This window comes from Novosphingobium hassiacum (assembly GCF_014196055.1).
Lineage (GTDB): Bacteria > Pseudomonadota > Alphaproteobacteria > Sphingomonadales > Sphingomonadaceae > Novosphingobium > Novosphingobium hassiacum.
The window spans coordinates 708327-720734 of the sequence record NZ_JACICY010000001.1 but is presented as its reverse complement, the minus strand read 5'-3'; the positions used below and the strand labels follow the sequence as shown (position 1 = coordinate 720734).

10 protein-coding genes and 1 tRNA gene are annotated in these 12408 nt (G+C 63.2%); 4 read left to right on the top strand and 7 right to left on the bottom strand.

The features are described 5' to 3' along the window. The first annotated feature begins 36 nt into the window (after nucleotides 1–36). Complete coding sequence (locus tag GGQ88_RS03620) at nucleotides 37–816, top strand: haloacid dehalogenase type II (RefSeq protein WP_343057073.1); 780 nt, start codon at nucleotides 37–39, stop codon at nucleotides 814–816. 1097 nt (nucleotides 817–1913) lie between these two features. Here GGQ88_RS03620 and GGQ88_RS03615 read toward each other — a convergent pair. Continuing rightward, nucleotides 1914–1987 (bottom strand) — tRNA-Gly (locus GGQ88_RS03615). A 308-nt stretch (nucleotides 1988–2295) separates the two neighbouring features. On the opposite strand from GGQ88_RS03615, the gene GGQ88_RS03610 reads away from it, so the two are divergent. Both GGQ88_RS03610 and GGQ88_RS03605 read left to right on the top strand, forming a co-directional pair. Continuing rightward, nucleotides 2296–2586, top strand: coding sequence for a DUF2218 domain-containing protein (locus tag GGQ88_RS03610; protein WP_183611715.1), 291 nt, complete (start codon nucleotides 2296–2298; stop codon nucleotides 2584–2586). A 73-nt stretch (nucleotides 2587–2659) separates the two neighbouring features. Beyond that, the gene (locus tag GGQ88_RS03605; RefSeq protein WP_183611714.1) at nucleotides 2660–4789 is read left to right on the top strand and encodes an acetate--CoA ligase family protein; all 2130 of its coding nucleotides are present in this window, start codon (nucleotides 2660–2662) and stop codon (nucleotides 4787–4789) included. A gap of 76 nt (nucleotides 4790–4865) precedes the next feature. Here the strand turns inward: GGQ88_RS03605 and GGQ88_RS03600 are convergent, their stop codons facing one another. The 6 genes from GGQ88_RS03600 to lgt all read right to left on the bottom strand — a co-directional run bounded on the left by GGQ88_RS03600 (nucleotide 4866) and on the right by lgt (nucleotide 10519). Next, the gene (locus GGQ88_RS03600) at nucleotides 4866–5402 is read right to left on the bottom strand and encodes an adenine phosphoribosyltransferase (RefSeq protein ID WP_183611713.1); all 537 of its coding nucleotides are present in this window, start codon (nucleotides 5400–5402) and stop codon (nucleotides 4866–4868) included. A 194-nt stretch (nucleotides 5403–5596) separates the two neighbouring features. Further along, on the bottom strand, nucleotides 5597–6412 hold the full coding sequence (locus GGQ88_RS03595) for a cytochrome c1 (RefSeq protein ID WP_183611712.1): 816 nt from the start codon (nucleotides 6410–6412) through the stop codon (nucleotides 5597–5599). A 31-nt stretch (nucleotides 6413–6443) separates the two neighbouring features. Beyond that, entirely contained in the window at nucleotides 6444–7733 is a 1290-nt protein-coding gene (locus GGQ88_RS03590) for a cytochrome b (RefSeq protein WP_183611711.1), read from the bottom strand. Nucleotides 7734–7744: 11 nt separating this feature from the next. Continuing rightward, entirely contained in the window at nucleotides 7745–8308 is a 564-nt protein-coding gene (gene petA / locus GGQ88_RS03585) for a ubiquinol-cytochrome c reductase iron-sulfur subunit (protein ID WP_183611710.1), read from the bottom strand. A gap of 265 nt (nucleotides 8309–8573) precedes the next feature. Further along, nucleotides 8574–9617: a class I SAM-dependent methyltransferase gene (locus tag GGQ88_RS03580; RefSeq protein ID WP_343057072.1), complete on the bottom strand. Its 1044-nt coding sequence runs from the start codon at nucleotides 9615–9617 to the stop codon at nucleotides 8574–8576. Further along, nucleotides 9614–10519 (bottom strand): prolipoprotein diacylglyceryl transferase, encoded by a 906-nt coding sequence (gene lgt, locus GGQ88_RS03575; protein WP_343057089.1) that lies wholly within the window; start codon nucleotides 10517–10519, stop codon nucleotides 9614–9616. Before lgt ends, GGQ88_RS03580 begins: the two co-directional genes overlap by 4 nt. Nucleotides 10520–10684: 165 nt before the next feature. On the opposite strand from lgt, the gene GGQ88_RS03570 reads away from it, so the two are divergent. After that, entirely contained in the window at nucleotides 10685–12397 is a 1713-nt protein-coding gene (locus GGQ88_RS03570; protein ID WP_183611708.1) for a class I adenylate-forming enzyme family protein, read from the top strand. The last annotated feature ends 11 nt before the right edge of the window (nucleotides 12398–12408 follow it).

The window sequence follows — 12408 nt, the reverse complement described above, 5'->3', positions numbered from 1 at the left end:
CCACATTGATTTTAAGCATTTTTCCAGGAGCTTCTTGTGGGACATTCACCGTCGTCGATGATTTCCCGGCGCTATGTCGTCGGTGGCCTTGCCGCTGGAGCGATGCTTTCACCTGCAATGAGCCGTGCCGCCGCGAATGCGCAAGGTCCGGTTGAGGCGATTGCATTCGATGGCTTTCCCATCTTCGATCCGCGGTCGGTGGGAGCCATGGTGAAGTCGCTGGTGCCGGACCGGGGCGAAGCATTGGCACAGGCGTGGAGCACCAAGCTGTTTGGCTACACCTGGCTTTACACCTCGGCTGATCGTTATGCTCCGTTCGATGCCGTCGCCGACGAGGCGCTGCGCTTTTCGGCCGATGCGCTTGCCCTGACACTCAGCGCCGCAGTCCGCGAAAGGCTGGTGGGTGCTTATGCGCAGCTCGACGTCTGGCCGGATGTCAAACCTGCGCTGGAAAAGCTGAACGCGGCTGGAGTCCGTCTCGCGTTCCTGTCGAACCTCGGCGAGGATGCGCTGCGCGCCAATATGGCCCGGAACGGCATCGCCCCCGCTTTCGCTCATGTCCTGAGCACCGATCGGGTGCGGAAGTTCAAGCCTGCCCCGGCAGCCTATGCGATGGCGATGAAGGCCTTTGATCTGCCCAAGGAGCGGATCGGGTTTGCAGCCTTTGGGGGTTGGGATGCGGCAGGTGCTGCATGGTTCGGTTATCGGACAGCTTGGGTCAACCGTCTCGGTGTCCCGCGCGAGCCAATCCAACCCGGCCCCTCGATCGTCGCGCCCGGCATGGCAGCCGTTCTTGCATTGGCCGGCCTTACCTAAGCGGGCCGCCGCGATGTAACCAGATCCCGTTATTGACCGAATATCCTATCATGCGGCGCCGGTTGTTCCTGATCCTGGTTTTCTTGTTGGGTATTGCGGCCCCGACAAGCGCCGCACCCGGCAGCAACTGCATGATGCCAGGCCATTGTTGCACCGATCACTCGGTCGGTTGTTTGCTGCCTGCCCAGACCTGCCACGGAAGTTGCGGGACGGCATTGCCAGCTTCCACGGCCTTGCCCGTCGTCACAACGACGGTGGAGGTCTATCCGCCGACGACAGATCGCGCCTTGGCCACAGTGGTGATCGCTCCCGAAACGCCGACGCCGTGAAGCTGCCGCCGCGCCCAGACTTTCTATTCTTTGGAGAATTTCCCATGAAGCTTTTTGCAAAAATCATTGCTGTCAGCCTGTCCCTTTCCGCCGGAACCGCCTTTGCGGCAACCCCTGCGGCCTTCACGGCAGCCTGCTGCGCCCTGGGCGCATGCTGCGGGCTTCCCTGCTGCGGATGAGGCAATAATGACAAGGGAGGTGTCGGCATTTGCCGGCACCTTTCCCTGGTCGGCCGTACACCGTCCAAGATAGCCCGTTTGACAATGAGTGGACGCTCCGCCGAGCTATGCCGACGATCTCGTAGAGTTGCTGACAGCCTGCTCAATAAAGCGGGAATGGCGGGTTTCGAGGTGGCTCCATTTCCGCAACGAATCTACGAGGTCGGACCACCATTGCGCCATCATGACCCGCTCCTTCCGACCTGGGGGTAGGTACCCAAGCCCAGCTCCTTCTCGACGCCGCCGAAGCGATACTTCATCCCGTCAGAGCTTGCTCCCGAATGGCTGGACCAAAACAAACAAGCCCTGCATGTCGCACAGCTTGTATACCTTTTGGCGGGGCTTAGCGCTACGAATTGCTATATCTGTCAAAGGCATAATCGAGGCCTTCCCGTGACGTGGCCCCAGGTTGGGGCCACGAGCATTTTCCGGCCCGATATCTTCGCAGAGTGGCCCCCAACGTTGAGAGCTGTCCTGAAATTTCACACGATCCAATGGGCTGGACAAGGCCAAAAATACCGCAGATTTCAGCGGCCCTGAGACCGGGAGTTGGAGCGGGTAGCGGGAATCGAACCCGCCTAGCTAGCTTGGAAGGCTAGTGCATTACCACTATGCTATACCCGCGCTGACAAAGGACTGACGTGCTTCACGGGCCGTTTCGACCTGATCTGCAACGCCGCTCGATTGGTGCGCTGGCCGATTGCCATAACAATGGCGGGCTCGTCAATGTCGCGCTGGCAAATTGTGGCGAGCAATGTGTGCGCTGGGTCGTCGATCGGTGGGGTGGACAATGCTTCACAGACCGGGACGGTTGCGCGATGCATCATCCTGAGTGACGTGATTCGACACCGAGGGCTTGCGCGCGCTTGACATTCGCTTTCAAAGATATATCTTTGATATAGCAAAACTGATCATGAGAGCGAGTCCATTTCATGCCCGCAAGCCATGCCACCGTCGCCACGCCCAATGCTAGCCGCTACCTTCAGCAACTGTGCAAACACTGGGGGCACAAATTCGACGTGACCTTCGATCCCACTCAGGGGCGCATCGCGCTGCCGTTTGGCCCGGTTGAGCTAAAGGCGTCCGACAGCGAACTTGAAGTCATCTGCAACCTTGAGGGCGAGGGCGACATGGCACGGATGCAGCAGGTGGTCGCCGATCATGTCAACCGCTTCGCCCATCGCGAGGGTGAACTGACGTTCAAATGGGAGCCGCTGACGTAACTGCCTGAGGTCCCACTTGTCGCCCTTTCGATATTGTTATACTGCATAGCAAATTCGAAAGGATGCCCGACCTGTGAAAACGACGCCTGTTCACGCTAGCCTGCCTCATGCTGCCCTCGATCGGTTCCTGCGGCCCCAGTCGGTTGCGGTGGTCGGCGCGTCGGACAAGCCAGGTGCGTTGGGCGCGACGTTGCTGACCAACCTCGATCGCAACGGCTATTCGGGCGCGGTCTATCCGGTGAACCCGAAGCGCGACGAGATCATGGGCAAGCGCTGCTACTCTTCCGTCGATGCGCTACCCGAGGGCGTGGATGTGGCCGTGCTGGCGATCCCGCGAGCGGGCGTGCTCGATGCGGTCAAGGGGCTGGCTGCCCGCAAGTGCGGCGGCGTGGTGATTTTCGCGGCCGGATTTGCTGAAGGCGGCGAGGAGGGGCTTGCCGAGCAGCAGGAAATCGCGCGGATAGCCAATGAGGCGGGCATGGTCGTCGAAGGGCCGAACTGCCTGGGGCTGGTCAACTACGTCGACCGCATCCCACTGACCTTTGTCGAGACAAACGCGGTACCTCCGGGGAATCGGCGCGCGATCGGCATCGTCTCGCAATCAGGTGCGATGGCGGCGGTGCTCGGCACGATGCTGCTGGCGCGCGACTGCGGCGTTTCCTACTCGGTGTCGACCGGCAACGAAGCTGCGAGCGGGGTCGAGGACTATGTCGACTGGATGATCGACCAGCCCGATACACATGTGATCGCGATGCTCGTCGAGCAGTTCCGCAAGCCGCAGGCGTTCCTGAGCGCGGCGCGCCGGGCGAGGGCTGCGGGCAAGCCGATCGTCTTGCTGCATCCCGGCAAATCGAGCGCAGCGCGCGAATCGGCGGCCACGCATACCGGAGCGATGGCGGGCGATTACAAGCTGATGCGTGCGATGGTTGCGCGGGCGGGCGTGATCTTTGCCGAAACGCTGGAAGAGCTGGGCGATATTGCCGAGATCGCCGTGCGCTGTGCGGCGTTGCCTTCGGGCGCGACTGCCGTCTTGGGTGAATCGGGCGCGTTCAAGGCGCTGACGCTGGACTTGGCCGAGGAACTGGGTCTGCCCCTGGCCGATCTGCATGATGACGATTCGCCCATGCTGCGCGCCGCGCTACCTGCGTTCGTGCCGGTCTCGAATCCGCTCGACATTACCGCGCAGGGGCTCTCGGAACCGGCGATCTATACGCGCTGTGTCGAGGCGCTGCTTGCCGATGATCGCGTCGGTACGGTCGTCGCGGGGATTATCCAGGCCGAGGCGATCACTTGCACGATCAAGATCCCGCCGATCCTTGCGGCTGTCGAGGGCAAGGCTCTGACCAAGCCGGTGATCTTTGCTGGGCTCGATGAAGGTGCGCAGGTGCCGCCTGAGCGAGTGGCGGCGCTGCGGGCTGCGGGCATACCGTGGTTTCCATCGACGGAGCGCGCGTTGCGGGCGGTGACGCGCCTGACGCAGTGGTCGGCACTGGATCTGTCGGGCAACGATCTGGCTGCTACGCCTCTGACCGGGCTGGATCAGGTGTCCGGGGTCATTCCCGAATACAAATCGAAGGAATTGCTCGGACCAATCGGGCTGTCGTTCCCCAAGGGCGCGTTCGCCGCAAGCGCAGATGCGGCCGTCGCTGGGGCAGACAGTGTCGGCTATCCGGTGGCGATGAAGGCTCAAGCCGCCGCTCTGGGCCACAAGAGCGACGCGGGCGGGGTCATCCTGAACCTTGCCGACGGCGCGGCCGTGCGCGAGGCATGGGAGCGCATTCATGCCAATGTTGCGGCCTATTCGGCGGCGATTACGCTGGATGGCGTGCTGATCGAGGCGATGGGCAAGCGCGGCATGGAAATGATCGTCGGCGCGAAGAACGATCCCGAATGGGGTCCAGTGGTGCTGGCGGGCTTTGGCGGCGTCACTGCCGAGATCCTGCAGGACGTTCGCCTGCTGACGTCGGACCTGACGCAGGATGCGGTCGAAGCGGAACTGATGAAGCTGAAAAGCGCGGCCTTGTTGTCGGGCTATCGCGGGTCGCCCGCACTGGACGTACCGGCGCTGGCCGCGCTGATCGTCAAGCTGGGTCAGGTCCTGCGCGCCGAACCGTCGATCCGCGAGATCGACCTCAACCCGGTGATCCTGCATCCGCTGGGTGAGGGCGTTGTGGCGCTGGACGCGCTGATGCTGGTGGATTGAGGCGAGGTTGGCTGGATCCCTGCCTACGCGGGGATGACGAGGTTGGGGGCGGTCCGTTGGGGCCGCCCTTTTTCGTTCAGTGCCCCGAAAAGTCCATCAGCGCGTCTACCCTCAGGCCGGCGTGGCGCAGGCGGGTGGCGCCCTCGAGATCGGGGAGGTCGATTACGAACAGGGCGTGGGTTACTTGTGCGCCCGCCATGCGCAGGAGTTCCGCGGCAGCGAGCGCGGTGCCTCCGGTGGCGATCAGATCGTCGATGATGACGACGCGCTGGCCGTCTGGGATCGCGGTCGGGTCGATCTCGAGGCGGTCGGTGCCGTATTCGAGGGCGTAGTCGACGCCGATCGTGGGAACGGGCAGCTTGCCCGGCTTGCGGATGGGGACGAAGCCGAGGCCCATGCGGGCTGCGACGGCGGCACCGAAGATGAAGCCGCGCGCCTCCATGCCGGCCAGCGCTTGCGCTCCGGCGCTATTGGCCATTTCGGCTAGGTGATCGATTGTCGCCGAAAGCCCGGGGCCGTGCGCGATCAGGGTGGTGATGTCGCGGAACATGATGCCGGGGGCGGGGAAGTCCGGCACGGTGCGGACGAGGGCTTTGATCTGGTCGGGGGTCATCGGGCGTGATCATATCGCGGTGTTGGCGCGATGCCCACCCCCGACCCCTCCCGCAAGCGGGAGGGGGGAAGAAATTGACGACGATGGCTCCCCCCCTCCCGCTTGCGGGAGGGGTCGGGGGTGGGCTTGCGATGCGTCAACGAAAAAGGCCACCGTTTCCGGTGGCCTTTTGTCTTTGCGCGATGGCGAAGAACTCAGTGCTTGTCAGCCCAGACGTTCTTCTTGGCAAGGTAGGCAAGAACCGTGGCCATCAGCAGGAAGCCGAGGACGGCCCAGCCGGTCTGCTTGCGCTTGTCCAGCTTGGGTTCTGCGGTCCAGACGAGGAACGCCGAAACGTCCTTCGACATCTGATCGACCGAAGCCTTCGTACCGTCCGAATAGGTCACCTGACCATCGGTGGTGATTGGTGCCGGCATCGCGAGGTTGAGGTTCGCGAAGTACGGGTTGTAGTGCAGGCCGTCAGGCGTCTTGGAGTCCGGGAACTTCTTGAGAAGTTCGGCGGGCTGTTCCTGATAGCCGGTCAGCAGCGAGTAGACATAGGCACCGCCGTCGTGACGCGCCTTGGTCATCAGCGACAGGTCTGGCGGGACACCCTGGCCTGCGTAGTAGACGGTCGGGATACGATCGGAGGCGATGTTGTCACGCTCGCCACGATCGCCCGTTACCGGGTTGAACGTGGTTGCCTTCGTCGCCCACTGCTTGGCGATCGCCTTCACTTCGGCGTCGGAATAGCCGATTGCCTTGAGGTCGCGAAACGCGATCTGCTTGAGCGAATGGCAGGTCGCGCAGACTTCCTTGTAGACCTGGAAGCCACGCTGGAGCTGCTGCTTGTCGAAACGGCCGAATGCGCCGTTGCTGGCAAGATCCAGCTCCTTGGGGTGGAGGTGGAATTCATGCTCGGCCGTAACCGGAGCAGGTTCCGTGATCGCGGTGTAGGCGCCGTTGCCGAACGACCAGAGCAGCGCGACCGCGAAGAAGAGGCCGACCAGGGGGCCAAAAAGACGGACCATAGGGTTCTCTTTCTCTAACGCTTCGGCTGGCTCAGGCAGCAGCGGGGTTGGCGTTGAGCACGGCGCTCTCATCCTTGCCCAGCACCGCTTCGGTGATCGAGAACGGAAGTGGTTCCGGTTTTTCGATCGAGGAAACGAGCGGGAGAATGACGAGGAAGTGCAGGAAGTAGTACATCGACGCGAGCTGCGAGATCATCACGAAGGGTTCAGCTGCCGGGGCGCCGCCGCAGTAGCCGAGCACGAGGATGTCGATCACGAGCAGGTAGAAGAACTTGCGGAACAGCGGACGGTAGTGGCCCGAGCGCACCGGCGAGGTGTCCAGCCAGGGCAGGAAGAACCACACCAGGATTGCCGAGAACATCGCAAGGACGCCCATCAGCTTGGCCGGGATGAAGAAGAAGTCCGAGGTGAACGCGCGCAGGATCGCGTAGAACGGCCAGAAGTACCATTCAGGAACGATGTGAGCAGGCGTCGAAAGCGGGTTTGCCGGGATGTAGTTATCCGGGTGACCCAGCGCGTTCGGGCCGAAGAACAGCACGGCGCAATAGATCAGCAGGAACACGCCCAATCCGAAACCGTCCTTGGCCGTGTAGTACGGGTGGAACGGAACGGTATCGCTTTTGGTCTTCACTTCGACGCCGGTCGGGTTGGACGAGCCGGGGATGTGCAGCGCCCAGATGTGCAGGATGATGACACCGGCAATCACGAAGGGCAGCAGGAAGTGGAGCGAGAAGAAGCGGTTCAGCGCGGCATTATCGGGAGCGAAACCGCCGAGCAGCCATTCCTGGATGGGAACGCCGATGAGCGGGATTGCGCCGAACAGGCCGGTGATGACCTTGGCACCCCAGAACGACATCTGGCCCCAGGGCAGCACGTAGCCCATGAACGCCGTTGCCATCATCAGCAGGAAGATCACGACGCCGAGCAGCCAGATCATCTCGCGCGGGGCCTTGTACGACGAGTAGAAGAAGCCGCGGAAGATGTGCAGGTAGACGACGACGAAGAACGCCGAGGCGCCGTTGGCGTGCGCATAACGCAGCATCCAGCCCCAGTTGACGTCGCGCATGATGTGCTCGACCGAGTCGAACGCAACGCCGGCGTTTGCGGCGTAATGCATCGCGAGGACGACGCCTGTCACGATCTGGAGCACCAGGCAGAACCCGGCAAGGACGCCGAAATTCCACATGTAGTTGAGGTTGCGTGGGACCGGGTATCCGGCGCCGACCGCGTTATAGACAAAGCGCGGGAGCGGCAGCTTTTCGTCCAGCCACTGCGTCAGGCCATTGCCCGGCTTGTATTCGTTCGCCCAGGGAAAGCTCATGGGTTCTGTCCTCAGCCGATCTTCACGACAGTGTCGGAAGAAAATTCATAGGTTGGCACTTCGAGGTTCTTCGGTGCCGGGCCTTTGCGGATGCGCGCTGCGGTGTCGTAGGACGAACCGTGGCACGGGCAGAAGTAGCCGCCGAACTCGCCCTTCACTTCACCTTCGCCAGCGCCCAGCGGCACGCAGCCGAGGTGGGTGCAGACGCCCATGGTGATGAGCCAGTTGGTCTTGCCTTCCTTGGTGCGCTCTTCCAGCGTCTGCGGATCGCGCAAGGAGGATACGTCGACCTTTTCGGCCGCCGAAATCTCTGCCGGGGTCAGGTTGCGGATGAACACCGGCTGCTTGCGGAACACGGCCTTGATCGCCTGGCCCGGCGTGATTGCCGAGATGTCGATTTCGGTCGAGCTTTCCGCCAGCACGTCTGCCGAGGGTGCCATCTGACTCACCAGCGGAAGAATGACGGCAGCACCGCCAACTCCTGCAAAACTCACCGCCGCGATATTGATGAAATCGCGTCGGCGCACGCCCTCTCCGGTTGTTACCGAAGTGTCGATGCTCGCCTCATCAGCCATTGAAATTCCCTGCCTGCTGCCGCCACGCGCGCGGATCGCGCGCGGTCCAACTTGCCTCTTTCATACGGCCCGGACAAAGCCCTTGGGAAAAGCCGGGTCGTACGGGAGCCGCACATGCGCGAATGCGCAGCGCCAGCCCCCACTTGGCGCGCCTGATAGACGCAAAGCCCCGGCTTTGCCAACAGGCATTTTGGTCTATGAAAACCACCGGAATCCCGTCGCTTTGCGCAGGGGAAGTACCGTATGGTGCAAACAACGGGATTCGCTAGAATCCGGCGCCGTCGGGCCAATTGGGCCCGGCGATTCCCATGACTTTGAACAGCGCGCCCATCTGGCCCTCGCCGGTCAGGCGATCGCGCGCGGTGTGGATCGCAGCGGCGTGCGATGGGGCAAAAGCGGCGAGCGCGTCGGCGCGGGCCTCGATCCCCAGCGCGCGGAGCCAGCGGCCCTGCTCGACCGTGCCGAGCCAGCGCACCCCGCGCGATTGCGCGATCGGGGCGAGTACCGAGAAATCGACGTGCGCGGTGAGGTCTGCTTCGCCGGGGCTGGCGAAGACATCGACCTTGGCGTGATCGCGTACTGCCTGAAGCGAGGAGCCGAAGCGAGGCTCGGCATGGCCGTAGTCGATGAACAGCGCCGCGCCGCCTTGTGACGCAAGCCGCCCGGCGACTTCATAGAGGATCGCAGCCGAAGCCGGCGAGGTTTCGAGGATCATGCCCTCGCCTGCATCTCGCAGCGCGGGCGGGACGGCAGAGTCAAGCGGTTGTGTCCCGGCCACGGGCACCAGACGGTCCTGTTCGACCCCGACCATCCGCTCACGCCAGCCCTCTGTCGTACGGACAAGCTGACGGACGGGAAGGGCATCGAGGAATTCGTTGGCAACGATCAGCACAGGGCCGTCGGTCGGTAGCGTCGATAAGTCGTCATGCCACTGCGCAGTTGGGTGCAGTTCGAGTTGCAACGATTTGAGGGCCACGCTGGTCTCGACGAAGTGCACGCGCGGGGCGAGGCCGTAGCGCTTGGCTGCGCCCAGTGCGTCACGGGCAAGCGTGCCACGACCGGGGCCGAGTTCGACGTAATGGACAGGCTCGGTCCGTCCGGCGCGAATCCACATGTCGGCGAGCCACAGCCCGATCAGTTCGCCGAACATCTGGCTGATCTCGGGCGCGGTGATGAAATCGCCCGCGACGCCGAACGGATCGCGGCTGGCGTAATAGCGCGCGTTCGATTCGGCCATGTAGTGCGCGATGCTGATCGGACCGGTGTTGGTTATCAACCGCCTGAAGGTTTCGAGCAGCGGTGTCGTCACGCAGGCACGGCTCCTGCTGCTGCAGCGCCAAGCGGCTTGCGGATCAGCGCGCGGAGCAGGAAGAACAGGCCGACCGCCATCATCGGGATGGTCAGCCACTGACCCATCGAGAATCCGGTGCGCATCGCGAAGTCCATCAGTTGCGCGTCGGGCTCACGATAGAATTCGACCGTGAAGCGGGCGAGCGCATAGCCGAGCGTGAACGTGCCGACGAGCAGGCCGGGACGCCAGCGCGCCTTGGTCTGCCAGAACAGCACCAGCAGCACGATCATCAGGATAAGGCCTTCCAGCAGGGCCTCGTAAAGCTGGCTGGGGTGGCGCGCGATCGGGCCGCCGCCAGGAAACACCATCGCCCACGGCACGCCGGGGCCAGCTTCGCGGCCCCACAGTTCACCGTTCATGAAGTTGGCAAGGCGGCCGAACAGCAGGCCGAAGGGTACGCAGACCGAGATGTAGTCGCACACCCGCACGAAGTTCAGCTTGGCGCGCCATGAGACCCAGGCAATGGCCATGACCGTGCCCATGAGGCCGCCGTGGAAGCTCATTCCGCCTTCCCACAGCTTGAGCAGGTTGAGCGGGTTGGCGAAAAGTTCGGGCGCGTAGAAGATCGCGTAACCAAGGCGTCCACCAAGGATGATGCCGAGCGTTGCATAGAAGAACAGGTCGTCGGCATGGCGCTGCGCCATCGGTGAGCCGGGCTGGCGGACCATCTTCGACAGGTGCCAGTAGCCCAGGATGATCCCGCCGAGATAGGCGAGCGAATACCACTTGAGCGCAAAGAAGCCGAGGTCGAGCGCAATCGGGCCGATGCCCAGATTCTCCCAGCGAATCGGTGCCGCAGCCGCGCCCTGGACCGCCGTTGCGGCAGCGGACGTTACGGCAAGCACGGTCGCTGGTGACACTAGTGACAGCAAGTGGCGAACTCCCTACAAACTTCTGGATGGACCCGTTTCCGTGGCTCGAACGCGCCCCTTGAAGGCTTGCGTATTGGCACGGCGAGGGCCGCAGGCAAACCCGAAAAGGCGCACAGACGATGCGCTGCAGGGTCGGGAGTTTGAAAGGACGACATGAAGACCGAGCTGGACCTTGCGCTGGACCGCACGTTCGACGCCCTCACCGCCGAGGGGGGGATGTTTCATACGGTGCCGATCGAGCGGTTCGGCCGCCAATTGCCGATGATTGCCGCCGCGCCGCCGCATCTGCCTGCCTATTTCGCGTACTTCTGCGCGACGCAGGGCGACAAGCCGTTCATCGTTGATGGCGACATCCGCCTGAGCTTTGCCGATGTCTACAAGGCCGCGCGCCATGTCGCAGGTGGGCTGGTCGAAGGGCACGGCCTGCAAAAGGGTGAGCGCGTGGGGCTGGCTGCGCGCAATTCGGCGAACTGGATAATTGCCTATATGGGCGTGCTGATGGCGGGCGGCTGCGTCACGCTGCTCAACGGCTGGTGGCAGGGCGAGGAACTGGCGCATGGCGTCGATCTGGTCGGCTGCCGCTATGTGATCGCCGACAGCGGCCGCGCCGCGCGGTTCGACGGCCATGCCCATGGTGCCACGATCCTCCCGATCGCGCATGATTGCGGATACGAGCAGGGACTTGCCGCGCTGCTGGCCAAGGGCGGGGGGATGGAAACTGTCCTGCCGGAGATGACCGGCGACGATCTGGCGACGGTGCTGTTCACCTCGGGATCGACCGGCACCGCGAAGGGGGCCTATTCCGATCAGCGCGGCGTCGTGCAGGGGGCCATGAACTACGTCGCTCAGACCGTCGGCATGCTGGCGATCCTGACGGCCAGGGGCGAAGGGCCAGCCGAAGGTGTCCAGCCGACGACGCTCGTAAACCTGCCGTTGTTCCATGTGACCGGCGAGATTCCGGTGCTGCTTCAATCATTCGCGCTGGGGCGCAAGCTGGTGCTGATGGCCAAGTGGGACCCGGTCGAGGCGATGCGGCTGATCGAGGCCGAGAAGGTGACGTACTTCGTCGGCGTCCCGCTGATGAGCTTCGAAATCGCCACGCATCCCGATCGCGACAAGTACGACCTTTCGACCTGCGTTTCGTTTGCGGCAGGTGGCGCGCCGCGTCCGATCGAGCATGTCGACCGTATCCGCAAGGCGCTGCCCCACGCCTATCCGCTGCTGGGCTATGGCCTGACCGAGACCAACGCGGTGGGCTGCGGCAACGTCAACGAGAACTACATGGCCAAGCCCGGAAGCACGGGCACGGCATCGCGCCCGCTGGTCGATCTGGCGATCCTCGACGACGATGGCAAGGCCTTGCCGCAGGGGGAGGTGGGCGAAGTCTCGATCCGGTCGATCGCCAACTTCATCGGCTACTGGAACAACGAGAAGGCAACGCGCGAGGCGATCATGCCGGACGGCTACTTCCGCACCGGCGACCTGGGTTACCTCGATCCGGAGGGTTACCTGTTCATCGTGGACCGCAAGAAGGACATCATCATCCGCGGTGGCGAAAACATCAGCTGCATCGAGGTGGAAAGCGCGATCTATGCGCATCCCTGCGTTGCGGAGGCGAGCGTCTTCGGACTGCCAGACGAACGCTTTGGCGAGGTTCCGGCAGCGGTTTACCTCGCCAAGGAGGGCTGTTCGGCTACCGAAGCCGAACTGTATGAATTCCTCAAGCAGCACATCGCGCCGTTCAAGATCCCGGTGCGGTTTTGGGAAGTCCACGAACCGCTGCCCCGTCTCGGCACCGAGAAGGTCGACAAGCGGACCTTGCGCGAAGTTTACACGCGCGAGTGGCTTGCCACGCAGCCTGCCTGATCGAGTTGTTA